Annotated in this window: 25 protein-coding genes; 16 read left to right on the forward strand and 9 right to left on the reverse strand. The window is 65.3% G+C overall.

What is annotated here, in order from left to right:
- Nucleotides 1-53 precede the first annotated feature (53 nt).
- Nucleotides 54-833, forward strand: coding sequence for an exodeoxyribonuclease III (locus IAE37_RS02685; protein WP_008091582.1), 780 nt, complete (start codon nucleotides 54-56; stop codon nucleotides 831-833).
- 145 nt (nucleotides 834-978) lie between these two features.
- Here IAE37_RS02685 and rph read toward each other — a convergent pair whose 3' ends face one another.
- Complete coding sequence (gene rph / locus IAE37_RS02690) at nucleotides 979-1,701, reverse strand: ribonuclease PH (protein ID WP_186653050.1); 723 nt, start codon at nucleotides 1,699-1,701, stop codon at nucleotides 979-981.
- A gap of 226 nt (nucleotides 1,702-1,927) precedes the next feature.
- Here rph and IAE37_RS02695 point away from each other — a divergent pair, with 226 nt between their 5' ends.
- A complete protein-coding gene (locus IAE37_RS02695; protein WP_201168763.1) occupies nucleotides 1,928-2,791 on the forward strand; it encodes a YicC/YloC family endoribonuclease in 864 nt (287 codons plus the stop codon).
- 13 nt (nucleotides 2,792-2,804) lie between these two features.
- Entirely contained in the window at nucleotides 2,805-3,425 is a 621-nt protein-coding gene (gmk, locus tag IAE37_RS02700; protein ID WP_201168765.1) for a guanylate kinase, read from the forward strand.
- A 138-nt stretch (nucleotides 3,426-3,563) separates the two neighbouring features.
- On the opposite strand, the gene IAE37_RS02705 is transcribed toward gmk, so the two are convergent.
- The 3 genes from IAE37_RS02705 to IAE37_RS02715 all read right to left on the reverse strand — a co-directional run bounded on the left by IAE37_RS02705 (nucleotide 3,564) and on the right by IAE37_RS02715 (nucleotide 7,324).
- Complete coding sequence (locus IAE37_RS02705; RefSeq protein ID WP_201168767.1) at nucleotides 3,564-5,102, reverse strand: APC family permease; 1,539 nt, start codon at nucleotides 5,100-5,102, stop codon at nucleotides 3,564-3,566.
- A 61-nt stretch (nucleotides 5,103-5,163) separates the two neighbouring features.
- Entirely contained in the window at nucleotides 5,164-5,937 is a 774-nt protein-coding gene (locus tag IAE37_RS02710; RefSeq protein ID WP_201168769.1) for a gamma-glutamyl-gamma-aminobutyrate hydrolase family protein, read from the reverse strand.
- 4 nt (nucleotides 5,938-5,941) lie between these two features.
- Entirely contained in the window at nucleotides 5,942-7,324 is a 1,383-nt protein-coding gene (locus IAE37_RS02715; RefSeq protein WP_201168771.1) for a glutamine synthetase family protein, read from the reverse strand.
- A gap of 207 nt (nucleotides 7,325-7,531) precedes the next feature.
- Here IAE37_RS02715 and IAE37_RS02720 point away from each other — a divergent pair, with 207 nt between their 5' ends.
- From IAE37_RS02720 to IAE37_RS02740, 5 genes are all read left to right on the forward strand, one after another.
- Nucleotides 7,532-8,404, forward strand: coding sequence for a LysR family transcriptional regulator (locus IAE37_RS02720; RefSeq protein WP_201168773.1), 873 nt, complete (start codon nucleotides 7,532-7,534; stop codon nucleotides 8,402-8,404).
- A 238-nt stretch (nucleotides 8,405-8,642) separates the two neighbouring features.
- Nucleotides 8,643-8,906, forward strand: coding sequence for a DNA-directed RNA polymerase subunit omega (rpoZ, locus tag IAE37_RS02725; RefSeq protein WP_016394025.1), 264 nt, complete (start codon nucleotides 8,643-8,645; stop codon nucleotides 8,904-8,906).
- Between the two features lie 59 nt (nucleotides 8,907-8,965).
- Nucleotides 8,966-11,074: a bifunctional GTP diphosphokinase/guanosine-3',5'-bis pyrophosphate 3'-pyrophosphohydrolase gene (gene spoT / locus IAE37_RS02730; protein ID WP_201168775.1), complete on the forward strand. Its 2,109-nt coding sequence runs from the start codon at nucleotides 8,966-8,968 to the stop codon at nucleotides 11,072-11,074.
- A gap of 23 nt (nucleotides 11,075-11,097) precedes the next feature.
- Nucleotides 11,098-11,478, forward strand: coding sequence for a RidA family protein (locus IAE37_RS02735; RefSeq protein ID WP_009684531.1), 381 nt, complete (start codon nucleotides 11,098-11,100; stop codon nucleotides 11,476-11,478).
- 55 nt (nucleotides 11,479-11,533) lie between these two features.
- Entirely contained in the window at nucleotides 11,534-12,265 is a 732-nt protein-coding gene (locus IAE37_RS02740; RefSeq protein WP_201168778.1) for a hypothetical protein, read from the forward strand.
- Nucleotides 12,266-12,366: 101 nt separating this feature from the next.
- On the opposite strand, the gene IAE37_RS02745 is transcribed toward IAE37_RS02740, so the two are convergent.
- On the reverse strand, nucleotides 12,367-13,221 hold the full coding sequence (locus IAE37_RS02745) for an SDR family oxidoreductase (protein WP_201168781.1): 855 nt from the start codon (nucleotides 13,219-13,221) through the stop codon (nucleotides 12,367-12,369).
- A 196-nt stretch (nucleotides 13,222-13,417) separates the two neighbouring features.
- Here IAE37_RS02745 and exbB point away from each other — a divergent pair, with 196 nt between their 5' ends.
- From exbB to IAE37_RS02775, 6 genes are all read left to right on the forward strand, one after another.
- Entirely contained in the window at nucleotides 13,418-14,413 is a 996-nt protein-coding gene (gene exbB / locus IAE37_RS02750; protein WP_201168790.1) for a tonB-system energizer ExbB, read from the forward strand.
- Nucleotides 14,414-14,416: 3 nt separating this feature from the next.
- The gene (exbD, locus tag IAE37_RS02755) at nucleotides 14,417-14,845 is read left to right on the forward strand and encodes a TonB system transport protein ExbD (RefSeq protein WP_013974803.1); all 429 of its coding nucleotides are present in this window, start codon (nucleotides 14,417-14,419) and stop codon (nucleotides 14,843-14,845) included.
- Nucleotides 14,842-15,573, forward strand: coding sequence for an energy transducer TonB (locus IAE37_RS02760; RefSeq protein WP_201168792.1), 732 nt, complete (start codon nucleotides 14,842-14,844; stop codon nucleotides 15,571-15,573). The genes exbD and IAE37_RS02760 overlap by 4 nt, the downstream gene beginning before the upstream one ends.
- 94 nt (nucleotides 15,574-15,667) lie before the next feature.
- Nucleotides 15,668-16,594: a hydrogen peroxide-inducible genes activator gene (locus tag IAE37_RS02765; protein ID WP_201168795.1), complete on the forward strand. Its 927-nt coding sequence runs from the start codon at nucleotides 15,668-15,670 to the stop codon at nucleotides 16,592-16,594.
- A 3-nt stretch (nucleotides 16,595-16,597) separates the two neighbouring features.
- On the forward strand, nucleotides 16,598-18,676 hold the full coding sequence (recG, locus tag IAE37_RS02770; RefSeq protein WP_201168802.1) for an ATP-dependent DNA helicase RecG: 2,079 nt from the start codon (nucleotides 16,598-16,600) through the stop codon (nucleotides 18,674-18,676).
- Nucleotides 18,677-18,754: 78 nt separating this feature from the next.
- Nucleotides 18,755-20,158, forward strand: coding sequence for an aminoacyl-tRNA deacylase and HDOD domain-containing protein (locus IAE37_RS02775; RefSeq protein ID WP_201168804.1), 1,404 nt, complete (start codon nucleotides 18,755-18,757; stop codon nucleotides 20,156-20,158).
- A 33-nt stretch (nucleotides 20,159-20,191) separates the two neighbouring features.
- Here IAE37_RS02775 and IAE37_RS02780 read toward each other — a convergent pair whose 3' ends face one another.
- The 4 genes from IAE37_RS02780 to IAE37_RS02795 all read right to left on the reverse strand — a co-directional run bounded on the left by IAE37_RS02780 (nucleotide 20,192) and on the right by IAE37_RS02795 (nucleotide 22,513).
- Entirely contained in the window at nucleotides 20,192-20,566 is a 375-nt protein-coding gene (locus tag IAE37_RS02780; RefSeq protein ID WP_201168806.1) for a helicase, read from the reverse strand.
- A 110-nt stretch (nucleotides 20,567-20,676) separates the two neighbouring features.
- Nucleotides 20,677-20,976 (reverse strand): HU family DNA-binding protein, encoded by a 300-nt coding sequence (locus IAE37_RS02785; protein WP_201168808.1) that lies wholly within the window; start codon nucleotides 20,974-20,976, stop codon nucleotides 20,677-20,679.
- A gap of 188 nt (nucleotides 20,977-21,164) precedes the next feature.
- Nucleotides 21,165-22,313, reverse strand: coding sequence for an NAD(P)/FAD-dependent oxidoreductase (locus tag IAE37_RS02790; protein ID WP_201168810.1), 1,149 nt, complete (start codon nucleotides 22,311-22,313; stop codon nucleotides 21,165-21,167).
- Between the two features lie 32 nt (nucleotides 22,314-22,345).
- Nucleotides 22,346-22,513: a rubredoxin gene (locus tag IAE37_RS02795; protein ID WP_128321935.1), complete on the reverse strand. Its 168-nt coding sequence runs from the start codon at nucleotides 22,511-22,513 to the stop codon at nucleotides 22,346-22,348.
- Between the two features lie 111 nt (nucleotides 22,514-22,624).
- On the opposite strand from IAE37_RS02795, the gene IAE37_RS02800 reads away from it, so the two are divergent.
- Nucleotides 22,625-23,182, forward strand: coding sequence for a chorismate--pyruvate lyase family protein (locus IAE37_RS02800; protein ID WP_201168812.1), 558 nt, complete (start codon nucleotides 22,625-22,627; stop codon nucleotides 23,180-23,182).
- Nucleotides 23,182-24,072 (forward strand): 4-hydroxybenzoate octaprenyltransferase, encoded by an 891-nt coding sequence (ubiA, locus tag IAE37_RS02805; RefSeq protein WP_201168814.1) that lies wholly within the window; start codon nucleotides 23,182-23,184, stop codon nucleotides 24,070-24,072. The genes IAE37_RS02800 and ubiA overlap by 1 nt, the downstream gene beginning before the upstream one ends.
- Nucleotides 24,073-24,078 lie beyond the last annotated feature (6 nt).

Raw genomic sequence — 24,078 nt, forward strand, 5'->3', positions numbered from 1 at the left:
CTAAATGGGTTGAGCTCGGGTATCATACACGCACGAGATTTATGGGGCCATTTATGCGGATCATCAGTGTGAACGTGAATGGCATTCAGGCTGCGGCCGAGCGAGGATTGCTCAGCTGGTTGCAAGCCCAGAATGCCGACGTCATCTGCCTTCAGGATACCCGCGCCTCGGCCTTTGAACTCGACGACCCAGCTTTCCAGCTCGATGGCTATTTCCTTTATGCCTGCGACGCGGAGGTACCCGCCCAAGGTGGCGTGGCACTTTACTCGCGCATGCAGCCCAAGGCAGTCATCACCGGCCTGGGTTTCGAGACAGCCGACCGCTACGGGCGTTATCTGCAAGCAGATTTCGACAAAGTCAGTATTGCCAGCCTGCTGCTGCCTTCGGGTATGAACGGCGACGAAGACTTGAACCAGAAATTCAAGTTGATGGACGACTTCGCCAAGTACCTGGACAAACAGCGTCGCAAGCGTCGCGAGTACATCTATTGCGGCTCGTTCTACGTGGCGCAACAGAAGCTTGACATCAAGAACTGGCGTGACAGCCAGCAGTCGCCGGGCTTCCTGCCGCCGGAGCGCGCCTGGATGGACGCGATCACCGGCGACATGGGCTACGTGGATGCCTTGCGCGAAGTCAGCCGCGAGGGCGACCAGTACAGCTGGTGGCCAGACAACGAACAGGCCGAGATGCTCAACCTGGGCTATCGCTTCGACTACCAGATCCTCACACCGGGCCTGCGTCGCTTCGTGCGCAACGCCCGCCTGCCGCGTCAGCCGCGCTTCTCGCAACATGCGCCGCTGATCGTCGACTATGACTGGACGTTGACCATCTAACGCCATTGGGGCCGCTTCGCGCCCCATCGCGGCACAAGGCCGCTCCTACAGATTCCGCGTGAGCCCGTGAATGTTGGCTTGCGCGGTCGGTGTAGGAGCGGCCTTGTGCCGCGAAGGGCCGCAAAGCGGCCCCAATTGCTATCTATCAGTCGGCCAGCGCGGCCTGCTGCAGTTCGAAGATTTCGCTCATGCCCTTTTGCGCCAGCGCCAGCATGGCGTTGAAGTCTTCAGGCTGGAACGGCGCACCCTCGGCGGTGCCCTGCACTTCGATGAAACCACCCGCGCTGGTCATGACCACGTTGAGGTCGGTCTCGGCGGCGGAGTCTTCCAGGTAATCGAGGTCGAGCACCGCTTCGCCCTGGTACATGCCCACCGACACCGCGGCGATCATGTGCTTGAGCGGATTGCCGCCCTTCAGGCCACCGCGTTTCTTGATCACTGCCAGGGCATCGCACAAGGCGACCATGGCACCGGTGATCGACGCGGTACGGGTACCGCCGTCGGCCTGGATGACGTCGCAGTCGACATACAGGGTGATGTCGCCGAGCTTGCTCATGTCCAGCGCGGCGCGCAGCGAACGGCCGATCAGACGCTGGATTTCCAGGGTGCGACCACCCTGCTTGCCGCGGCTGGCCTCGCGCTGGTTACGCTCGCCAGTGGAGCGCGGCAGCATGCCGTATTCGGCGGTCAGCCAGCCTTGGCCCTGCCCCTTGAGGAAGCGCGGGACGCCGTTTTCCACACTGACCGTGCAGATGACCTTGGTGTCACCGAACTCGACCAGAACCGACCCTTCGGCGTGCTTGGTGTAGTTGCGGGTGATGCGGATCGAGCGGAGCTGATCGGCGGCGCGACCACTTGGACGTTTCATCTGGGATACCTGTTCCGGGACTTTGAATCTGCCGAGCATTATAGAGCCCGACGCCCCGCGAGGACATGCCTATCGTCGCAGCCGGCCACGCCTGTCGCCTTTTCCTAACGCCACCCAGGCGGATCTGTAACATGGGTGGATTGGGCCAGGCGCGGCCACTGCTGCTACAATCCTGCGCCTTGCAGCCGCAAGCCCCGTCCACATCATCCAACGCGAGGTACTCCCTATGGTGCACAGCATGACCGCTTTTGCTCGAGTCGAGCGCGCCGGCAGCCAAGGCACCCTGATCTGGGAGCTGCGTTCGGTCAACCATCGCTACCTCGAGCCCCACCTGCGCCTGCACGAGTCATTGCGCGACCTCGAGGGCGCGGTGCGTGAAGGCCTGCGCCAGGGTTTGTCTCGCGGCAAGGTGGAATGCACCCTGCGCCTGCACGAGGACAGCAACGGCAAGCCGCTCAAGGTCGACCGCGAGCGCGCCGCGCAGCTGGTGGCCGCGGCCGAGGAAGTGGCTGGGCTGATCCAGCAGCCGGCACCGCTCAATCCCCTGGAGGTGCTGTCCTGGCCCGGTGTGCTGGTGGCCGACGCCAGCGACCCGCAGGCCCTGAACGCCGAAGCCCTGGCGCTGTTCGACGAAGCCCTTGCCGAACTCAAGGCCGGCCGCCTGCGTGAAGGCCAGGAGCTGGCCCGGCTGATCAACGAGCGCCTCGACGCCATGGCTACCGAGGTCACCACCCTGCGCGCCCTGGTGCCACAGATGCTCGCCGCCCAACGACAGAAGATCCTCGACCGCTTCGGCGACATGCAGGCCGAGCTCGACCCGCAACGCCTGGAACAGGAGATGGTCCTGCTGGCGCAGAAGAGCGACGTGGCCGAGGAGCTCGACCGCCTCAGCACCCACGTCACCGAAGTGCGCCGGGTGCTCAAATCCGGCGGCGCCGCTGGCCGGCGCCTGGACTTCCTGATGCAGGAACTCAACCGCGAGGCCAACACCCTCGGCTCCAAGGCATTCGACCCGCGTAGCACGCAAGCGGCGGTCAACCTCAAGGTGTTGATCGAACAGATGCGTGAACAAGTACAGAACATCGAGTAAGGCCACCCCTACCATGAACCACAGCAGCGGCACCCTCTACATCGTTTCGGCCCCCTCCGGCGCCGGCAAGACCAGCCTGGTCACCGCCCTGACCCAGGCCGACCAGCAGATCCGCGTCTCGGTCTCGCATACCACCCGCGCCATGCGCCCGGGTGAGCAGCACGGGGTCAACTACCACTTCGTGGTGCACGAGGAATTCAGGACCCTGATCGAGCAAGGTGACTTCCTCGAGCATGCCGAGGTGTTCGGCAACTTCTACGGCACTTCGCGCAGTGCGTTGCAGCAGACCCTCGACCAGGGCTTCGACCTGATCCTGGAAATCGACTGGCAAGGTGCCCAGCAGGTGCGCGAGCTGATGCCCGAGGCGCTGTCGGTGTTCATCCTGCCGCCGAGCCAGCAGGCCCTGCGCCAGCGCCTGGACAACCGCGGCCAGGACAGCGAAGAGATCATCGCCGGGCGCATGAAGGAGGCGGTCAGCGAGATGGTGCACTACGACGAGTATGACTACGTCATCATCAACGATGACTTCGGCGTGGCGCTGGAGGAGTTGAAGGCGGTGTTCGTGGCCAATCGGTTGTTGCTGAAGAAGCAGCAGCAGCGTAACGGCGAGCTGCTGAAAGAACTGCTGGCCTGATAGACCGTACGGGGCCGCTGCGCGGCCCATTCGCGGGGCAAGCCCGCTCCCACAGGTTCGATGCCGCCCTTGAGGCCCGTGCAATGACTGTGGGAGCGGGCTTGTCCCGCGAATGGGCCGCAAAGCGGCCCCTTTGCATTATTCCTGCAGAGGCAGGGTGGCCTGCTGACGCAAGGTCGCCCCCAGGAAATACGCCGGCGCGCGCATGCGCGACAGCAGCATCAGCACGATCCCCAGTGCCGAGATGATCACCGCGATCACGAACACCAGCCCCAGCCCCGCCACATGCGAGCCGCTGCCGAAGTCCGGCGAGGCGCTGTCGATGGCCGTGCGCACGAAGATCACCGATAGGATCACCCCACCCACCAGCGGGCACAGGCCGCGCATGAGGAAGTGCCGCAGGCTGGCGAACAGGCTGTGGCGGAAGTACCACACGCAGGCGAACGCAGTCAGCGAATAGTAGAAGCAGATCATCATGCCCAGCGCGGTGATGGTGTCGGCCAGCACGTTCTCGCTGAGGGTACGCATGGTCACGTAGAACACCCCAGCGGCCACACCGGCGCAGATGGTCGCGTAGCGCGGCGTCTGCGAACGCGGGCAGACGCTGGCGAACTTCGGTGGCACCGCGCCGTAGTAGCCCATGGCAAGCAGCGTCCGTGCCGGGGACACGAAGGTCGACTGCAACGAGGCCGCGGTACTGGCCAGCACGGCGATGGACATCAGGATCGCCAACGGCCCCATGACCGGGCCGGCCAGGTGGGCGAAGACGTTCTCCTGGATGCGCGGGTTGTTCAGGCCCAGGCCGTGCTCGCTGATGCCAGCGAACTGCAAGGTGGCGATGGCGGTGACCAGATACAGGCCGAGGATCAGCAGCACCGTCCAGGTCGCCGCCTTGCCCGGCACCTCGTCGCTGCCGATCGACTCTTCGCTGACGGTCAGGCACACATCCCAGCCCCAGAAAATGAAGATCGACAGCGAAAGCCCTGCGGCAAAGGCCGAGAACGACTCGACACCGAACGGGTTGAACCAGGCGAAATCGAACTCGAGCGGTGGCGGCGCGGTGGTGCCGCCGAACGCGGCGAAGGCAAAGCCGATCAGCACCATCAGCTGCAGCGCAACCAGGCCATACTGCACGGTCATGGTCGTGGCCATGCCGCGACAGCAGATCCACACCGCCAGGGCGATGAACACGCAGCAGGTGGTGATGTTGATCAGCAGGTCGTCGGCCAAGGCCGCCAGTTCGGGGTTGCCGGTGATCTGGCTGAGGAACAGGTAGAAGAAGTCGACCGCGACCCCCGCCAGGTTGGACAAGACGATGGTGGTCGCCACCACCAGCCCCCAACCGCCGATCCAGCCGATCATCGGCCCGAAGGCCCGCGCCGACCAGGTGAACGAGGTGCCGCTGTCCGGTTCGGCCGAGTTCAGCTCGCGGTAGCCCAGGGCGACCAGCAGCATGGGCAGGAAGCCGACGATGAACACCGCCGGCAAGTGCGCCCCGACCTCGCGCACGGTCGGGCCGAGGGCGCCGGTCAGGGTGTAGACCGGGGCGATGGTGGAAATGCCCAGTACCACGCTGGCCAACAGGCCAAGACGGCCCTTGGCCAGGCCTTTGCTGCGCTGGGTGCTGCCCGAGTCGGCCACATCGGGTGGGCGGCCGGCTTCTGTGTAATCGCTCATGAGTAAATGCCGTAACTATTGGAATTGTTTTCACGGGCCCCGGATGAGGGCCCGCTTCCACTCATTGAAGGCTCGCTGCCGGATCACGCCGCGCAGCATGGGCAATGCAGGCCTCGCGAAACGCCTGGAACAGGCGCAACGAGACCGGGTTTTCGGCGAAACGCCATTCCGGGTGCCACTGCACGCCGAGCACGAAGCCCGGTGCAGCAGGCATCGACACCGCTTCGACCAGGCCATCCGGGGCCCGTGCCTCGACGCGCAGGCCAGCGGCCAGGCGGTCGATGCCCTGGCTGTGCAACGAGTTGACCTCGAACCGCGCAGCCAGGCCAAGGCTCTCGAACAGCCCGCCAGCTTCGACGCTGACGGCATGCCGGGGGCCGTATTGCACCTCCAGGGGTGCGTCCTCGGGTTCGCGGTGGTCCAGGAAGCCCGGCAGCTCCTGCACACGCTGGTGCAGGCTGCCGCCCAGGGCCACGTTGAGCTCCTGGAAGCCACGGCAGATGCACAGCACCGGCACACCGGCGGCGATCGCGGCGCGCAGCAAGGGCAAGGTCAGGCGGTCGCGCGCCAGGTCGTGCCGGGTGCCTTCGGCGCTGGGGGCGCCATTGTAATGATGCGGTTCGACATTTGAAGGCGAACCGGTAAAAAGAATGCCATCGAGCCGGGCCAGCAGCGCCTGGGTGTCGCTGCCGGCATCACGCGCCGGCAGGATCAGCGGCAGGCCGGCAAAGCCCGCCGCCTCGACGTATTTGTCGCCCACCGTGTGCGACGGGTTCTTGCCGACTTGCTGGCGACAGGCGCTGACACCGATCAAGGGGACCGCATTTGCGCTCATGGGCTTACACCGTGTGCAGGTACCAGTTGTACTCGAGGTCGGAGATCGAAACCTCGAACTCGGCCAGCTCGCTCTCCTTGCAGGCCACGAAGATGTCGATGTAGTCCGGGCTGATGTATTGGTTGAGGACTTCGCTGTCGTCCAGCGCGCGCAACGCATCACGCAGGTTGTTCGGCAAGCTTTGCTCGAGCTGCTCGTAGGAATTGCCTTCGATCGGCGCGCCTGGCTCGATCTTGCCGGTCAGGCCGTGATGGATACCGGCGAGGACCGAGGCGAGCATCAGGTATGGGTTGGCGTCGGCGCCAGCCACGCGGTGCTCGATGCGCACGTTGTCGCTGCTGTCGGTCGGCACGCGCACGGCCACGGTGCGGTTGTCCAGGCCCCAGCTCGGCGCGTTGGGTACGTAGAACTGGGCGCCGAAGCGGCGGTAGGAGTTGATGTTCGGGCAGAGGAAGGCCATCGACGCCGGCATGGTCTCCAGCACGCCACCGATGGCGTGGCGCAGCGCGTCGCTTTCGAGCGGGTCGGCACTGGCGAAGATGTTCTTGCCGGTCTTCTTGTCGAGCAGCGAAATGTGCACGTGCAGGCCATTGCCGGCCTGGCCCGGGTAGGGCTTGGCCATGAAGGTGGTGTCCATCTCGTGGTCGTAGGCGACGTTCTTGATCAGGCGCTTGAGCAGGATCGCGTAGTCGCACGCCTTCAGTGGGTCGGCCACATGATGCAGGTTGACCTCGAACTGCGCCGGGGCGCTTTCCTTGACGATGGCATCGGCCGGCAGGCCCTGCTCCTTGGCCGCTTCGAGCATGTCCTGGAGGCAGTCGGCGTACTCGTCGAGGTCGTCGATCAGGTACACCTGGGTCGACTGCGGACGCTTGCCGGAAATCGGCGAGCGCGGCGGTTGCGGCCGGCCGTTGAGGTTGTCCTGGTCGATCAGGTAGAACTCCAGCTCGAACGCCGCGCAGATGGTCAGGCCCATGTCGTCGAACCTGCTCACCACCTGGCGCAGCACTTCGCGCGGGTCGGCGAAGAACGGCGCGCCGTCGAGCTCATGCATGGTCATCAGCAACTGGGCGGTGGGGCGCTTCTGCCAGGGTTCGTCGCACAGCGTGCCGGCAATCGGCAAGCAGATGCGGTCGGCATCGCCAATGTCCAGGCCAAGACCGGTGCTCTCCACGGTCGAGCCGTTGATATCCAGGGCGAACAGTGACGCCGGCAGGTTGATGCCTTTTTCGAACACTTTGTGCAGGCTGGCCCGCTCGATGCGCTTGCCACGTACCACGCCGTTCATGTCGGAGATCAGCAGGTCGACGTACTGGGTATCCGGATGGGCCTGGAGGAAGTCATTCATCTCGCTGGAAGAACTGGCGCACGGGGTGACCGACGTCATGGTGTACATCCTTTGATGTGCTGCGGCGATGTGGAGGGATACGGCTGGCGCCTCACGGGCGACGATGGTTGCAGCTGTTGTTCTTTTCACTTTCCCATCGTGGGGATTGGTCGCCCGTCCGGACGCATTGATTCCCGGGGGCCGTTTCACTATAAAATGGCCAAAACGCAACAGACATTGGCAATTCGGCAAGCAGAGCGTGCACCAATGCAATATCAGATCACCCATGCCGACCTCTCCCTGGTCCTGGCCCTGGAACGCGGTCGCTCGTTGGCCAAGGCCGCCGAACTGCTCAAGGTCGACGTCTCGACGGTATTCCGCTCGATCCGCCGCCTCGAATCGGCGCTGGGCACCGCGCTGTTCGTCAAGAGCCGCAAGGGTTACCTGCCGACCGACACCGCCCAGGCCCTGGCCGAGCAGGCCGAGCGCGCCGAACAAGCGCTGGAAGCTGCGCGCATCGCCATGAGCAGCGGCGAGCAGGTGGTCAGCGGCACGGTACGCCTGACCTGCACCGAAGCGGTGATGCACAGCCTGCTGCTGCCGGCGCTGGCCGAATTCATGCCCAACTACCCGGCGTTGTCGCTGGAGATGGGCACGTCCAACACCTTCGCCAACCTCAGCCGGCGCGACGCCGACATCGCCCTGCGCCTGACCAACACGCCGCCCGAGCACCTGGTAGGCCGCTGCCTGGGCTCCACCTCCTACGTGATCTGCGGCCAGCCGCAGTGGCGCCAACGCCTGGCCGAAGGCGCCACCGGTGTGCCGTGGATCGCCCCGGACGACTCGATGCAGGACCACCCCACGGTGGTCTGGCGCAATCAGCAATACCCGGGCTTGAGCCCGCGCTATCAATGCAGCGGCATGTCGACCATCGCCCAGTTGGTGAGCGCCGGCCTGGGCGTGGCGGCGCTGCCCGACTACATGGTCGATGCCCTGCCCGGGGTCGATGCGCTGAGCGGGCCGCTGGCCGGTTGCGACACCCAGCTTTGGTTGCTGACCCGGCCCGATTGCCGGGCGCTGCGTTCGGTGCAGACCTTGTTCGAAGAACTGACGCCGCGGTTGCGTGGGGCGATGCTCTGAGGTTATCGTCGGAATCATGAATCGAGGGCGTCTGTTCCGGCCCTTTCGCGGCTAAAGCCGCTCCTACAGGGTACAGCTGCGCCTGTAGGAGCGGGTTTACCCGCGAAGAAACCAACGCAAGCCTATCAGGCGGTCCGACAAAACAGCGCTTCCCTATTGGCTGGTGATTTTTTAAACTATCGAGTCCGCCTGCCCATATTGGGTTGCACGCCTACCGCATTTGCTACTGAGGAAGACCATGGCCCGCGTAACTGTTGAAGACTGCCTGGAACACGTGGATAACCGCTTTGAGCTGGTCATGCTCTCGACCAAGCGCGCCCGCCAGCTGGCTACCGGCGGCAAGGAGCCACGCGTAGCGTGGGAAAACGACAAGCCGACCGTCGTCGCCCTGCGCGAGATCGCCGAAGGCATCGTGACCCCTGAATTCATCGCCGCCGAAGAGATCGTCACCGAGGATCCGGTCTTCGCCGCGTTCGAGGACGAGTCCAACGAGGCTGTCTGATTGATGCCTGGTCGACGTCGCGCGGCAAAGGGCCCTCTTCCTCGGCAAGAGGTGAAATCATGCCGGGCATAGAAGCCTTAGCCGAACGGCTGTCGACCTACCTGGGCCCCGAACAGGTCAACCTGGTTCGCCGGGCCTATTTCTACGCCGAACAGGCGCACGACGGGCAGCGCCGCCGCAGTGGCGAGCCCTACGTGACCCACCCGCTGGCCGTGGCCGGCATCCTCGCCGACATGCACATGGACCATCAGAGCCTGATGGCCGCCATGCTGCACGACGTGATCGAAGACACCGGCATCGCCAAGGAAGCCCTCAGCCAGCAGTTCGGCGAGACCGTGGCCGAACTGGTCGATGGAGTCAGCAAGCTGACCCAGATGAACTTCGAGACCAAGGCCGAGGCCCAGGCCGAGAACTTCCAGAAAATGGCCATGGCCATGGCACGCGACATCCGCGTGATCCTGGTCAAGCTCGCCGACCGCCTGCACAACATGCGCACCCTGGAAGTGCTGTCCGGCGAAAAGCGCCGGCGCATCGCCAAGGAAACCCTCGAGATCTACGCCCCCATCGCCAACCGCCTGGGCATGCACACCGTGCGTGTGGAGTTCGAGGACCTCGGCTTCAAAGCCATGCACCCGATGCGCTCGGCGCTGATCCACCGGGCGGTGAAGAGCGCACGCGGCAACCGCAAGGAAATCGTCGCCAAGATCGAGCACTCGCTGGCCAACTGCCTGGCTGCCGACGGCATCCAGGGCGAGGTCAGCGGCCGGCAGAAACACCTCTATGGCATCTACAAGAAGATGCGCGGCAAGCGCCGCGCCTTCAACGAGATCATGGACGTGTACGCCTTCCGCATCATCGTCGACAAGGTCGACACCTGCTACCGCGTGCTCGGCGCCGTGCACAACCTGTACAAGCCGTTGCCCGGGCGCTTCAAGGACTACATCGCGATTCCCAAGGCCAACGGCTATCAGTCGTTGCACACCACGCTGTTCGGCATGCATGGCGTGCCCATCGAGATCCAGATCCGCACCCGCGAGATGGAAGAGATGGCCAACAACGGCATCGCCGCGCACTGGCTGTACAAGTCCAACGACGACGAGCAGCCCAAGGGTAGCCACGCCCGCGCCCGCCAGTGGGTCAAGGGCATCCTCGAGTTGCAGCAGCGCGCGGGCAACTCGCTGGAATTCATCGAGAGCGTGAAGATCGACCTGTTCCCGGACGAGGTCTACGTGTTCACGCCCAAGGGCCGCATCATGGAGCTGCCCAAAGGCTCCACGGCCGTCGACTTCGCCTACGCGGTGCACACCGACGTCGGCAACAGTTGCATCGCCTGCCGCATCAATCGCCGCCTGGCGCCGCTGTCCGAACCCCTGCAAAGCGGCTCGACGGTGGAAATCGTCAGCGCCCCGGGGGCGCGACCGAACCCAGCTTGGCTCAACTTCGTGGTCACCGGCAAGGCACGCACGCACATCCGCCACGCCCTCAAGCAGCAACGCCGCTCCGAGTCGATCAGCCTCGGCGAGCGCCTGCTGAACAAGGTGCTCACCGGCTTCGACAGCAGCCTGGAGAAGATCCCCCAGGAGCGCATCCAGGCCGTGCTCGGCGAGTACCGGGTGGAGCTGATCGAAGACCTGCTCGAGGATATCGGCCTGGGCAACCGCATGGCCTACGTGGTGGCGCGCCGCCTGCTGTCGGCCGAGGGCGAGCAGCTGCCGGCCCCGGAAGGCCCGTTGGCCATCCGCGGCACCGAAGGCCTGGTACTCAGCTACGCCAAGTGCTGCACGCCGATACCTGGCGACCCGATCGTCGGCCACCTGTCGGCGGGCAAGGGCATGGTCGTGCATCTGGAAAACTGCCGCAACATCAGTGAAATCCGCCACAACCCGGAGAAGTGCGTACAGCTTTCCTGGGCCAAGGACATCACCGGTGAGTTCAACGTCGAACTGCGCGTCGAGCTCGAACATCAGCGCGGCTTGATCGCCCTGCTCGCCAGCAGCGTGAACGCCGCCGACGGCAACATCGAGAAGATCAGCATGGACGAACGCGACGGCCGTATCAGCGTGGTCCAACTGGTGGTCAGCGTGCATGACCGCGTGCACCTGGCTCGTGTGATCAAGAAACTGCGTACGCTGACCGGCGTGGTCCGCATCACCCGCATGCGTGCGTAGTCCGCCAACCGCAAGGAGTCATCATGAGCAAGACCGTCATCAACAGCGACAAGGCCCCTGCCGCCATCGGTACCTACTCCCAGGCGATCAAGGCCGGCAACACCGTGTACATGTCGGGCCAGATCCCGCTGGATCCGAAGACCATGGAGCTGGTGGAAGGCTTCGAAGCCCAGACCGTGCAGGTGTTCGAGAACCTCAAGGCGGTAGCCGAAGCCGCTGGCGGCTCGTTCAAGGACATCGTCAAGCTGAACATCTTCCTCACCGACCTGAGCCACTTCGCCAAGGTCAACGAGGTGATGGGCCGCTACTTCGAGCAGCCGTACCCAGCCCGCGCCGCCATCGGCGTGGCTGCACTGCCGAAAGGCGCCCAGGTCGAAATGGACGCCATTCTGGTCATCGAATGATGCCTCCGGTGACGGGCGCCCTGCCCGTCACCGCCTGCCCCAAGGTTATCCCACCATGCGTCATGCCCTGCCCCTCGCGCTGGCGGCCCTGTTCCTGGGCGGCTGCGCCAGCCACAAACCCGAAGACTTCAACGGCACCTGGATCAACCAGGACGCCATCACCGCTGCCGTCAAAGGTGAAAGCCTGCGCCAGGCCCTGAACGAACATGGCCCGGTGTTCGAATGGCAGCTGAACGTGACCGACCAGCGCGCCAGCTACAGCAATGGCTTCGAGGCCGCCGACGGCCACCTGAGCGCCAACCAGGAGCAATGGCTGGCCAGCTTCGACGGCGGCCAGACCGAGCAGCTGGCGCTCGATGGCGATGAACTGGTCGCCACCGACGCCTCGGGCGCCAAGCAGACCTTCGTCCGCGCCAAGCAGGCCCCCGCCGCCAATGCGCCGCTGGGCAGCAGCTTCGAAAAAGCGCTGTACCAGGCGTACCTGGGCGGTGACTGGAAGATCGTCGAAGGTGAAGGCAAAGGTAGCGTGGTGCGCTTCGCCGACAACGGCGGCGTGACCGGCCTGCCGGGCCCGGACCGCTATGCCCTGTGCCTGGCCGGCGACTGCGCGAGCATGGGCGGCAGCCACGACAGCCTGTGGCTGGAGCGCAACCAGCGCGGCGCGCCGTTCATCTTCAAGCGCGACGGCGACACACTGGAGATCTTCAAGGCGGTCAATACCGCCCAGGCCGACGACATTCCGCAACTGGCCGCCGGGGCCAAGCAGTGGGTGCTGGAGCGGGATTGATCGGGTTGGCGGTGATTTTGCTGTGGGGCTAATATCGAGCGCCGCGCGGGCGGCGCTCGATATTAGCCCCACCTCCAAACCCAAGGCAGGCACCCAAACCCTCACCGCCCCTCTAAGATCGCCGCATACCCTTCCTTGTAGCTCGGATACACCGGCGCCCAACCCAGCGCCCGCGCCCGGGCATTGCTGCAACGCTTGCTGCCGGTGCGCCGCACCCGCTGCTCGTCGGACCACTGGGTAACGCCCATGTACTCACGCAGCCAGGCCACCACCTCGGCCAAAGGCGCGGGGTCGTCATCGACGCCGATGTAGCAATCTTCCAGCGCCACGCCCCGGGCATCGGCCTGCAGCAGGAAAGCCAGCAAGCTCGCGGCGTCCTCAGCATGGATGCGATTGCCATACAAAGGCGGCGTCTCGGCCACTCGATAACCCTGGCGTACCTGGCTCAGCAGCCACTCGCGGCCCGGCCCGTAGATACCGGTCAAGCGCACCACGCTGGCAGGAATCGCGCTGGCCAGCGCCAGGCCTTCGGCTTCGAGCATCACTCGCCCGGAGTAACCCTCGGGCTCGGTGGCCGCGGTTTCGTCGATCCACTCGCCATCCTTCTGCGCGAACACGCTGCTGCTGGACACGAACAACAGGCGCCGCGGGCGCTGGCCACGCTCGGCCAGCCAGCCCAGCACATGGCGCAAGCCTTCGACGTATGCCGTCTGGTAGCCGGCCTCATCGTGCTGGCTGGCCGCCACGCAATACACCAGGTAGTCCGGCGCTCGCTGCGGCCAGGCGTCGGGGATGCGCGCCTGCCCCAGGTCGGCAGCGACCGGCACGACCCCCTCGGGCAGCTGCGAGACCGAACGGCGCAGGCCACTCACCTGCCAGCCCTGGGCCTGCAACTGACGGGCAAGACGGCCACCCACATCACCACAACCTACAATCATTGCCGAAAGGTCTGACATCGAAAAACTCCCTAGACCAAAGGATCAGGGAAGCAGGATTACACGATAGGCGGGTATACCAATAACGAAAAAAGCAACATCATTACTTTTGTTAACAAGAATTACTTGCAATAATGGCGCCCCTATTTGTTCTCGGCCTGATTCGAGGCCTTGAAGAACGCTCACCCTTTCTACTTCTTCATCAGGTCCGGCCAGCATGACACGTACTCAACCTTCCGCTTCGCCAACCATGCCGCGCGCCTGGCGCGCCATCGCCGCGCTGACCCTCAGCCTGGTGCTGGCCCCGGTCGCCATGGCGGATGAACCAACCGCCAACGCCGCAGCCACCCCGGCAGCCGCCAGCGCCCCTGCCACGCCTGCCGCCCCGGCAGCGCCCGAGGCCGATGCGCAGGCGCCAGCCCCGGGCATCGATGCCCCGGCGCCGGCCGAAGGTGCAGAAGCGCCAGCCGCCGAGAACGTCGAAGCGCTGGTCGAGGACACCACCCTGGGCATGGCCCACGACCTGTCCCCGTGGGGCATGTACAAGAACGCCGACATCGTCGTGAAGATCGTGATGATCGGCCTGGCCATCGCCTCGATCATCACCTGGACCATCTGGATCGCCAAAGGCTTCGAGCTGATGGGCGCCAAGCGTCGCCTGCGCGGTGAAATCGAGGTGCTGAAGAAGTCCGCCACCCTCAAGGACGCCAGCGAAGCTTCCAACAAGGAAGGCACCCTGGCCCACACCCTGGTGCACGACGCACTCGAGGAAATGCGCCTGTCGGCCAACGCCCGCGAGAAAGAAGGCATCAAGGAGCGCGTCAGCTTCCGTCTGGAGCGCCTGGTAGCGGCCAGCGGCCGGAGCATGAGCAACGGCACCGGCGTACTCGCCACCATCGGTTCCACCGCGCCGTTCGTCGGTCTGTTCGGTACCGTGTGGGGCATCATGAACAGCTTCATCGGCATCGCCAAGACCCAGACCACCAACCTGGCCGTGGTCGCCCCGGGTATCGCCGAAGCCCTGCTGGCCACCGCCCTGGGCCTGGTCGCGGCGATCCCGGCCGTGGTCATCTACAACGTCTTCGCCCGCTCCATCGCCGGCTACAAGGCGCAGGTGTCCGACGCCTCGGCGCAGGTCCTGCTGCTGGTCAGCCGCGACCTCGACCACCAGGGCAGCGATCGCGCCGCCCCGCACATGGTGAAAGTGGGGTAAACCATGGGCCTGCATCTCAACGAAGGTGGCGATGACCTCGCCGAGAACCACGAAATCAACGTCACGCCGTTCATCGACGTGATGCTGGTACTGCTGATCATCTTCATGGTCGCAGCCCCTCTGGCCACGGTCGACATCAAGGTCGACCTGCCGGCCTCGACCGCCAAGCCGGCGCCGAGGCCTGAGAAACCCGTGTTCGTCAGCGTCAAGGCCGACCAGAAGCTGTACGTCGGCGACGATCAGGTGCCTGCCCCCGACCAGCTTGGCCCGATGCTCGACGCCAAGACCAAGGGCGACAAGGAAACCACCATCTTCTTCCAGGCCGACAAGGGCGTGGATTACGGTGACCTGATGGAAGTGATGAACAACATGCGCGCGGCCGGCTACCTCAAGGTCGGTCTGGTAGGTCTCGAGACGGCAGCGAAGAAATGACGAAGACGCGGCACAATCTGGCGCGTTACAGCGGCAGCCTGGCGCTCGTGCTGGGTGTCCATGCCGTCGCTGTGCTGCTGACGCTCAACTGGTCGGTGCCACAAGCCGTCGAGCTGCCCCCGGCAGCCATGATGGTCGAACTGGCACCGCTGCCGGAACCGGCGCCACCGCCACCTCCGAAAGCGGCCCCACAGCCACCGGCACCGGTCGAAGAACCGCCGTTGCCCAAGCTGGTGGAAGCCCCGAAACCCAAGATCGCCATCCCCAAGCCGCCCAAGCCCAAGGCCAAGCCCCAGCCGCCCAAGCCTGAGAAAAAGCCTGAGCCGCCGAAGGAAGCGCCACCGACCGAAGATGTGGTCGACGCACCGCCCAGCAACGAGCCCCCGCAGAAGTCCGCGGCGCCGGCGCCGAGCATCGCGTCCAACAGCAAGGCCCTGCCGACCTGGCAGAGCGATCTGCTGCGCCACCTGGCGAAATACAAGCGTTACCCGGAAGACGCACGCCGTCGTGGCTTGCAAGGCATCAACCGGCTGCGCTTCGTGGTCGACGCCGAAGGCAAGGTGGTGTCGTACTCGATGGCCGGGGGTTCCGGCAGCGCCGCGCTGGACCGCGCCACGATGGAGATGATCCGCCGTGCCGGTACCGTGCCGAAGCCGCCGCCCGAGCTGCTGACCAATGGCACGATCGAAGTGGTAGCGCCGTTCGTCTACTCGCTGGACCGTCGCTGACGCTTTTGTTTCTGTCACACAACAGCAAGTCTGATAACGTGCGTCTATCGATTGCAGCCGCTATGCTGGGGCCGCAACTTCATGGACGCACGTTATGACCCTCACAGAATTACGCTACATCGTCACACTCGCCCAGGAGCAGCACTTCGGCCACGCCGCCGAGCGTTGCCATGTCAGCCAGCCCACCCTGTCGGTCGGTGTGAAGAAGCTCGAGGACGAGCTTGGCGTGCTGATTTTCGAACGCAGCAAGAGCGCGGTGCGCCTGACCCCGGTCGGCGAAAGCATCGTCGCTCAGGCGCAGAAGGTCCTGGAGCAGGCCCAGGGCATTCGCGAACTGGCCCAGGCCGGCAAGAACCAGCTCACCGCGCCGCTCAAGGTCGGGGCCATCTATACCGTCGGCCCGTACCTGTTCCCGCACCTGATCCCGCAGTTGCACCGCGTGGCGCCGCAAATGCCGCTGTACATCGAAGAGAACTTCACCCACGTGCTGCGCGAGAAACTGCGCAACGGTGAACTGGACGCGGTGATCATCGCCCTGCCGTTCAACGAAGCCGACGTGCTGACCTTGCCGCTGTACGACGAGCCCTTCTGCGCCTTGATGCCCGCCGACCACCCGTGGACCGCGAAGAAGACCATCGACACCGCCATGCTCAATGACAAGAGCCTGCTGCTGCTCGGCGAGGGGCATTGCTTCCGCGACCAGGTGCTGGAGGCTTGCCCGACCCTGAACAAGGGCGGCGAAGGCGCCAAGCACACCACCGTGGAATCCAGCTCGCTGGAAACCATCCGCCACATGGTCGCCTCGGGGTTGGGCGTGTCGATCCTGCCACTGTCGGCGGTGCACAGCCACCACTATGCGCCGGGCGTCATCGAAGTGCGTCCGCTCACCCCACCGGCGCCGTTCCGCACCGTGGCCATCGCCTGGCGTGCCAGCTTCCCGCGGCCGAAGGCCATCGAGATCCTCGCCGACTCGATCCGCCTCTGCTCGGTGGCCAAGCCGCCCGTGGACCAAACGGCCTGACCCATGAGTGAGCTGTCGAAGGTCTCGGTCACGGCCCTCAAGGGCGTTGGCGACGCCATGGCCGAGAAACTCGCCAAGGTCGGCCTGGAGAACCTGCAGGACCTGCTGTTCCACCTGCCGCTGCGCTACCAGGACCGCACCCGCGTGGTACCGATCGGCGCCCTGCGCCCGGGCCAGGACGCGGTGATCGAGGGCGTGGTCAGCGGCGCCGACGTGACCATGGGCAAGCGCCGCAGCCTGGTAGTACGCCTGGGTGACGGCACCGGCTCGCTGAGCCTGCGCTTCTACCATTTCAGCAATGCGCAAAAGGAAGGCCTCAAGCGCGGCACCCACCTGCGCTGCTATGGCGAAGCCCGCCCGGGTGCCTCGGGCCTGGAGATCTACCACCCCGAATACCGCGCCCTGAACGGCGACGAGCCGGCGCCGCCGGTGGAGCAGACACTGACGCCGATCTACCCGACCACCGAAGGGTTGACCCAACAACGCCTGCGCCTGCTGTGCCAGCAGAGCCTAGGCATGCTCGGCCCGCGCAGCCTGCCGGACTGGCTGCCCGACCAATTGGCCCGCGACTACCAGTTGGCGCCGTTGGACGATGCCATCCGCTACCTGCACAACCCGCCCGCCGACGCCGACCTCGACGAACTCGCCGAAGGCCAGCATTGGGCCCAGCATCGCCTGGCCTTCGAAGAATTGCTGACCCACCAGCTGTCACAGCAGCGCCTGCGCGAAAGCCTGCGCAGCCTGCGTGCGCCGGTGCTGCCCAAAGCCAGCCGCCTGCAGGCGCAGTACCTGGCCAACCTGGGCTTCGCGCCGACCGGCGCGCAGCAGCGGGTAGCCAACGAGATCGCCTACGACCTCAGCCAGGCCGAGCCGATGATGCGCCTGGTGCAGGGCGATGTCGGCGCCGGCAAGACCGTAGTCGCCGCCCTGGCGGCGCTACAGGCGCTGGAGGCCGGCTACCAGGTGGCGCTGATGGCGCCTACCGAGATCCTCGCCGAACAGCACTACATCACCTTCAAGCGCTGGCTCGAACCACTGGGCCTGGAAGTCGCCTGGCTGGCCGGCAAGCTCAAGGGCAAGGCCCGCGCCAGCGCCCTGGAGCAGATCGCCGGCGGCGCGCCGATGGTGGTCGGCACCCACGCGTTGTTCCAGGAAGAGGTGCAGTTCAAGCATCTGGCCCTGGCCATCATCGACGAACAGCACCGCTTCGGCGTGCAGCAGCGCCTGGCCTTGCGCAAGAAAGGCGTGGCCGGCGAACTGTGCCCGCACCAGCTGATCATGACCGCCACGCCGATTCCGCGGACCCTGGCCATGAGCGCCTACGCCGACCTCGACACCTCGGTGCTCGACGAGCTGCCGCCAGGGCGTACCCCGGTGAACACCGTGCTGGTCGCCGACAGCCGCCGCTTCGAGGTGGTCGAGCGAGTGCGCGCCGCCTGTGCCGAGGGGCGCCAGGCTTACTGGGTGTGCACCCTGATCGAGGAGTCAGAGGAGCTCACCTGCCAGGCCGCCGAAAGCACCTACGAGGAGCTCGGCAGCGCGCTCGGCGAGCTGCGCGTGGGGCTGATCCACGGGCGCATGAAGCCGGCGGAAAAAGCCGCGGTCATGGCCGAGTTCAAACAGGGTGACTTGCAGTTGCTGGTCGCCACCACGGTGATCGAGGTCGGCGTGGACGTACCCAACGCCAGCCTGATGATCATCGAGAACCCCGAGCGCCTCGGCCTGGCCCAGTTGCACCAGCTGCGCGGCCGGGTCGGTCGCGGCAGCGCGGTGAGCCACTGCGTGCTGCTCTACCATCCGCCGCTGTCGCAGATCGGCCGTGAGCGCCTGGGGATCATGCGAGAAACCAACGACGGCTTCGTCATCGCCGAGAAAGACCTCGAACTGCGTGGCCCGGGCGAGATGCTCGGCACCCGGCAGACCGGCCTGCTGCAATTCAAGGTCGCCGACCTGATGCGCGACGCCGACCTGCTGCCGGCCGTGCGCGATGCCGCCCAGGCCCTGCTGGCGCACTGGCCCGAGCACGTCAGCCCGCTGCTCGACCGCTGGCTGCGCCACGGCCAGCAATATGGCCAAGTGTGAGGGCGGTCGCATATTGCATCCAGCTTGCCGGGCAGGCTGGTTATACTTCGCGTTTGACACGATCAATGGATACAGGCCATGACTGAAGTTGCCCTGGACACCGCAACCCCACACGCCCCGTCGGTCATCCGGTTGCTGCTCGACAAGCTCAAGGTCGCCTACCGCGAGGTACCTGAGCAGCCGGGCCTGCCGGCGGCGTCGCGGGTCCAGGCGATTCTGCTCGACGACGAGGTCGGCGCCTTGCTGGTGCTGTTCCCGCGCAGCAAGCTGCTGGACCTGCAGCGTCTGGAGGAGTTGACCGGCCGCAAGCTCAAGGCGGTGCCCGTGGCGCGCCTGAAGCAGATGCTCGACAAGCACCACCTCAAGGCCCTGCCAGCCATTCCCGCCTTGACCAGTTCACCGTGCCTGTACGAAGCCCGGCTGCTCGAGGAACAAACCCTGCTGATCGAATCGGGCGAGGCCGGCCTGCTGCTCGCGATCGAGCGCGCCGACTTCCAGCACATGCTCAGCAAGGCCAGCGCCGGCAGCTTCGGCCAGCCGATCCGGGACATCCGCCCCAACTTCGACCGCCCGGACGACGACCCGCGCGAGATCACCCAGGCGGTCCAGGCATTCACCGCCCGGCGCATCCAGAAGCGCCTGGAAGAAACCATCGAGATACCGCCGCTGGCCGATACCGCGCAGAAGATCATCAAGCTGCGGGTCGACCCCAATGCCAGCATCGACGACATCACCGGCGTGGTCGAGACCGACCCGGCACTGGCTGCCCAGGTGGTCAGCTGGGCAGCCTCGCCCTACTACGCCTCGCCCGGCAAGATCCGCTCGGTAGAGGACGCCATCGTGCGCGTGCTGGGCTTCGACCTGGTGATCAACCTGGCCCTGGGCCTGGCCCTGGACAAGACCCTGACGTTGCCCAAGGACCATCCGCAACAAGCCACGCCGTACTGGCAACAATCGATCTACACAGCGGCGGTGATCGAAGGCCTGACCCGCGCGATGCCGCGTGCCGAGCGCCCCGAAGGGGGCCTGACCTACCTCGCCGGGTTGCTGCACAATTTCGGCTACCTGTTGCTGGCGCACGTGTTTCCGCCCCACTTCTCGCTGATCTGCCGGCACCTGGAAGTCAACCCGCACCTGTGCCACACGTTCGTCGAGCAGCACCTGCTGGGCATCAGCCGCGAACAGATCGGCGCCTGGCTGATGAGCCTGTGGGACATGCCGGAGGAGCTGTCCAAGGCGCTGCGCTTCCAGCATGACCCGAGCTACGACGGCGAGTATGCGGCGTTCCCCAACCTGGTATGCCTGGCCACTCGCCTGCTGCGCGCCCGTGGGATCGGCTCCGGCCCGCAGGCGGCGATTCCGGACGAGTTGCTCGACCGTCTGGGAATCACCCGCGACAAGGCCGAGGAAGTGGTGAGCAAGGTGCTGGAGGCCGAGGCCCTGCTGCGCGAACTGGCTTCGCAGTTCAACCCCCCGCAGTGAGGACGCCGGGGCCGCATCGCGGCCCCCGGGATATCAGCCTTTCTTCTTGGGTTTCAGGTACTTCATCAGGCCCTGGAACCACATCACCAGTGCCGGATTTCCCTTGATCTGGATGTGCTTGTCCTGAATGCCCTGCATGAAAGCCAGCTGCTTGTTGCTGGCCTGCATCGTGGCGAAACCGTAGGCGGCATCCTTGAAGGCGATGGCGAATGCCGGCTGGGGATGGCTGCCACCCTTGCTGCTGATGCGCTCGCCGCTGACGATGAAATGACGCGCAACCTTGCCGTCCAGCGTCTGCATCTGGAACACCAGGTCCTTGTCCTTGAGTTGCTGCTGGAATGCGGGGTTGCTACGGCTGGCCCTGGCCATCAACAGCCCCATGGCCCAGAGCAGAAAACGAAACTTCATCAACGCGCCTCGGTTGAAAAATGACTGAAGCGCGGAGTCTAGCCTTTTTTTGTACGAATTAGCTGCATGATGCTGCGACAGGCGCCCTGGGGCGCCCGTCCGCCAGGCGATCACTTGCCTTTCTTGGCCGGCTTGGTTGGGGTGTTGACGCTGTCGCGCAGGTTCTTGCCTGGCTTGAAGGCAACGGTATTGCTGGCCTTGATCTTCACCGGTTGGCCGGTTTGCGGATTCTTGCCAGTGCGGGCACCACGATGGCGTTTTTCGAAGGTACCGAAGCCGACCAGGGTAACGGTGTCCTTGTCCAGGGCACCGGTAATGCTGTCGAGGATCGCGTTCAGTACCTGGTTGGCCTTTTCCTTGGTCAGATCGGCCTTTTCGGCGATGACGGCGGCGAGTTCTGGTTTACGCATAGTGAAGCCTCTTTGACGGAAATTCTTGTTGTTATTGCCGTGCCGCCCGCAGGGCGGCGTTCAAGGCGCCGCAGGCTCTAAATTGCGGCAGACGCGACTGAGAATGGCACGCCCTTGGGGGCCGCGCCAGTATCTGCGCGGCCATTGTGCAGGCAATATCAGGACAATTCCGACAGAACGCCTGCCATTCACGCCATCAGGGGTGGCAACTGCCGATTCAGCGCCAGCTTCTCCATGACCGCGGTGCCCGTCAGCGCATAACCCAGCAACTGGCCGTCCGGGCCGTGGCAGAGCACCTTGAGGTCACTGCCCTGCCCTTCGACCTGCCAGTCGCCATCACGGCCCGGCGGCGGCGGCGAGACGACCAACGGGCAAGCCGGGGTCTTCACGGTGACCGGCATCGGTCCGTAGCTGACCGGCGTGGGGGTGCCGGCCAAGGTCTTGGCCAGGGCGCGGGCGCAGGTCATCAGCGGCATGACGTAGAGCAGGTTGATGCCATCGACCTCGGCGCAATCGCCCAGGGCGAAGATGTTGTCGTGGCTGCTGCGCAGTTGGCGGTCCACCACCACGCCACGGTTGACCTGCAACCCGGCTGCGGCGGCGAGCTCGGTACGCGGTCGCAGGCCGATGGCCGAGACCACCAGGTCGCAGGCGATCACACGGCCATCGGACAGGTGCGCCTGCAGCCCATCCTCGGCCTGTTGCAGGCGAGCCAACACCGGCCCCAGGTGAAAACGCACGCCCAAGCCCTGCAGGCCGGCCTGCACGGCGGCGGCGGCTGCCGGGTGCAACAGGGTCGGCATGACCTGTTCACAAGGCGCCACCACATCCACCTCGAAGCCCCCCAGGCGCATGTCGTTGGCGAATTCGCAACCGATCAGGCCAGCGCCGAGGATCAATACCCGTCGCTTGCCCACGGCGGCAGCGCGCAGGCGAGCGTAATCCTCCAGGTCGTTGATCGGAAACACCGATTCACCGGCGTCGCCTGCGATCGGCACCTGCACGGTCTGCGCGCCCAGCGCCAGCACCAGGTCGCGGTAGGCCACGGCTTCCTCGCCGATCCACAGGCGCTTGTGCCCGGGGTCGATGCCACTGATGCAGGTGTGGGTGCGGATCTCGGCCTTGAGCTGCTCGGCCATGGCACCGGGCTCGGCCATGCTCAGGCCGTCGGCATCCTTTTGCTTGGCGAAACCGGTGGAGAGCATGGGCTTGGAGTAGGAACGGCCGTCATCGGCGGTAATCAGCAGCAGCGGGGTGTGCTCGTCGAGCTTGCGGAACTCGCGGGCCAGGTTGTAGCCGGCGAGGCCGGTACCGATGATCACCACAGGGGACGTCATGCCATGCTTCCTTGTATCCATGGGGTTTCCGATCAGCCGATGGCGATCATTTCGAAGTCGATCTTGCCGACGCCGCAGTCCGGGCACAGCCAGTCTTCCGGTACATCCTCCCAGCGGGTGCCGGGCGCGATGCCGTCATCTGGCCAGCCTTCGGCTTCGTCGTAGATCAGGCCGCAGACAATGCATTGCCATTTTTTCATGGTGGGGTCCTCGGTCAGGCTCTGGCTTTTTCGTATAGGTCAGCATTATGCAAGCAGACAGGGCAATCATGCTAAGCTCGCGGCCTCTCTGGCTGTCACAAGCATACCGACGTGTCGTACGAAACCCCGCAAGCAGCCGCTGTCGCGTGGCTGCCGTATTCACTGCTGGCAACCGAACCGGACCCGTCCACCCTGGACTGGCTGTTCGACGAAGGCTCGCTGACCCGCCGCCTCACCCGCCTGTCCCACGACCACTTCAGCGTCACGCCCCTGTTCGAGGGTTGGCAGCCGCTGCGCGACGACGAATGCCAGGCTTTGGGCATCACCGCAGGTGCCGAAGGCTGGGTGCGCGAAGTGTTCCTGCGCGGCCATGGCCAGCCCTGGGTATTCGCCCGCAGCGTGGCCAGCCGCCAGGCCCTGGAGCGCGGCGGGCTGGACCTGGAAACCCTGGGCAGCCGCTCGCTGGGCGAGCTGTTGTTCTGCGACCAGGCCTTCGTCCGCCACCCCATCGAAGTGTGCACTTATCCACAGCCCTGGCTGCCGGCCGAAGCCGCCTATGCTGGGCTTTGGGGACGGCGCTCGCGCTTCGAGCGCGCTGGCCTGGAGCTGCTGGTGGCCGAGGTGTTCCTGCCCACGCTGTGGCAGGCGGCCAAGGAGGAGACGCGCTGATGTACCTGCAACTGCTCAAGTCGTTCAACCGTCTGCACCCGCGCGCCTGGGACTTCATCCAGCTCAGCCGAATGGACCGGCCGATCGGCATCTACCTGCTGCTGTGGCCGACCCTGTCGGCGGTGTGGATCGCCGGGCAAGGTTCGCCGACCCTGGCCAACGTGCTGATCTTCGGCCTCGGCGTGGTGCTGATGCGCGCCGCCGGCTGCTGCATCAACGACTTCGCCGACCGCAAGGTCGATGGCCACGTCAAACGCACCGCCGATCGCCCGCTGGCCAGCGGCCGCGTGCGCCCACGCGAGGCACTGGCGCTGTTCGCCGTGCTGGTCGCGGTCAGCTTCCTGCTGGTGCTGTGTACCAACAGCCGCACCGTGTGGCTGTCGTTCGGCGCCGTGGCCCTGGCGGCGTGCTACCCGTTCATGAAGCGCTACACCTATTACCCGCAGGTGGTGCTGGGCGCTGCGTACTCGTGGGGTATTCCCATGGCTTTCACAGCGGCAGGCGGCGAGCTGCCGGCCAGCGCCTGGCTGCTGTACATCGCCAACCTGCTGTGGACGGTGGGCTACGACACCTACTACGCCATGGTCGACCGCGACGATGATCTGAAGATCGGCGTGAAGTCCACCGCCATTCTGTTCGGCGACGCCGACCGGGTGATCATCCTGGCCCTGCAGATGCTGTCGCTGGGCTGCCTGTTGCTGGCGGGGAGCCGCTTCGAGCTGGCTGGCTGGTTCCACCTGGGCGTGCTGGGGGCGGCGCTGTGCTTCGCCTGGGAATTCTGGTCGACCCGCAAGCTGGACCGCGAGTCGTGCTTCAAGGCGTTCCTGCACAACCATTGGGCGGGGTTGCTGGTGTTCATTGGCGTGGTGCTGGATTACGCGTTGCGCTGAAGATTG

This window comes from Pseudomonas sp. S31, from assembly GCF_016648105.1.
GTDB lineage: Bacteria > Pseudomonadota > Gammaproteobacteria > Pseudomonadales > Pseudomonadaceae > Aquipseudomonas.

What these genes read in the sequence shown, in the direction of transcription:
- IAE37_RS02685 (WP_008091582.1), top strand. Translation starts at nt 54, where the DNA reads ATGCGGATCATCAGTGTGAACGTGAATGGCATTCAGGCTGCGGCCGAG.
- rph (WP_186653050.1), bottom strand. Translation starts at nt 1,701, where the DNA reads ATGAAACGTCCAAGTGGTCGCGCCGCCGATCAGCTCCGCTCGATCCGC.
- IAE37_RS02695 (WP_201168763.1), top strand. Translation starts at nt 1,928, where the DNA reads ATGGTGCACAGCATGACCGCTTTTGCTCGAGTCGAGCGCGCCGGCAGC.
- gmk (WP_201168765.1), top strand. Translation starts at nt 2,805, where the DNA reads ATGAACCACAGCAGCGGCACCCTCTACATCGTTTCGGCCCCCTCCGGC.
- IAE37_RS02705 (WP_201168767.1), bottom strand. Translation starts at nt 5,102, where the DNA reads ATGAGCGATTACACAGAAGCCGGCCGCCCACCCGATGTGGCCGACTCG.
- IAE37_RS02710 (WP_201168769.1), bottom strand. Translation starts at nt 5,937, where the DNA reads ATGAGCGCAAATGCGGTCCCCTTGATCGGTGTCAGCGCCTGTCGCCAG.
- IAE37_RS02715 (WP_201168771.1), bottom strand. Translation starts at nt 7,324, where the DNA reads ATGACGTCGGTCACCCCGTGCGCCAGTTCTTCCAGCGAGATGAATGAC.
- IAE37_RS02720 (WP_201168773.1), top strand. Translation starts at nt 7,532, where the DNA reads ATGCAATATCAGATCACCCATGCCGACCTCTCCCTGGTCCTGGCCCTG.
- rpoZ (WP_016394025.1), top strand. Translation starts at nt 8,643, where the DNA reads ATGGCCCGCGTAACTGTTGAAGACTGCCTGGAACACGTGGATAACCGC.
- spoT (WP_201168775.1), top strand. Translation starts at nt 8,966, where the DNA reads ATGCCGGGCATAGAAGCCTTAGCCGAACGGCTGTCGACCTACCTGGGC.
- IAE37_RS02735 (WP_009684531.1), top strand. Translation starts at nt 11,098, where the DNA reads ATGAGCAAGACCGTCATCAACAGCGACAAGGCCCCTGCCGCCATCGGT.
- IAE37_RS02740 (WP_201168778.1), top strand. Translation starts at nt 11,534, where the DNA reads ATGCGTCATGCCCTGCCCCTCGCGCTGGCGGCCCTGTTCCTGGGCGGC.
- IAE37_RS02745 (WP_201168781.1), bottom strand. Translation starts at nt 13,221, where the DNA reads ATGTCAGACCTTTCGGCAATGATTGTAGGTTGTGGTGATGTGGGTGGC.
- exbB (WP_201168790.1), top strand. Translation starts at nt 13,418, where the DNA reads ATGACACGTACTCAACCTTCCGCTTCGCCAACCATGCCGCGCGCCTGG.
- exbD (WP_013974803.1), top strand. Translation starts at nt 14,417, where the DNA reads ATGGGCCTGCATCTCAACGAAGGTGGCGATGACCTCGCCGAGAACCAC.
- IAE37_RS02760 (WP_201168792.1), top strand. Translation starts at nt 14,842, where the DNA reads ATGACGAAGACGCGGCACAATCTGGCGCGTTACAGCGGCAGCCTGGCG.
- IAE37_RS02765 (WP_201168795.1), top strand. Translation starts at nt 15,668, where the DNA reads ATGACCCTCACAGAATTACGCTACATCGTCACACTCGCCCAGGAGCAG.
- recG (WP_201168802.1), top strand. Translation starts at nt 16,598, where the DNA reads ATGAGTGAGCTGTCGAAGGTCTCGGTCACGGCCCTCAAGGGCGTTGGC.
- IAE37_RS02775 (WP_201168804.1), top strand. Translation starts at nt 18,755, where the DNA reads ATGACTGAAGTTGCCCTGGACACCGCAACCCCACACGCCCCGTCGGTC.
- IAE37_RS02780 (WP_201168806.1), bottom strand. Translation starts at nt 20,566, where the DNA reads ATGAAGTTTCGTTTTCTGCTCTGGGCCATGGGGCTGTTGATGGCCAGG.
- IAE37_RS02785 (WP_201168808.1), bottom strand. Translation starts at nt 20,976, where the DNA reads ATGCGTAAACCAGAACTCGCCGCCGTCATCGCCGAAAAGGCCGATCTG.
- IAE37_RS02790 (WP_201168810.1), bottom strand. Translation starts at nt 22,313, where the DNA reads ATGACGTCCCCTGTGGTGATCATCGGTACCGGCCTCGCCGGCTACAAC.
- IAE37_RS02795 (WP_128321935.1), bottom strand. Translation starts at nt 22,513, where the DNA reads ATGAAAAAATGGCAATGCATTGTCTGCGGCCTGATCTACGACGAAGCC.
- ubiA (WP_201168814.1), top strand. Translation starts at nt 23,182, where the DNA reads ATGTACCTGCAACTGCTCAAGTCGTTCAACCGTCTGCACCCGCGCGCC.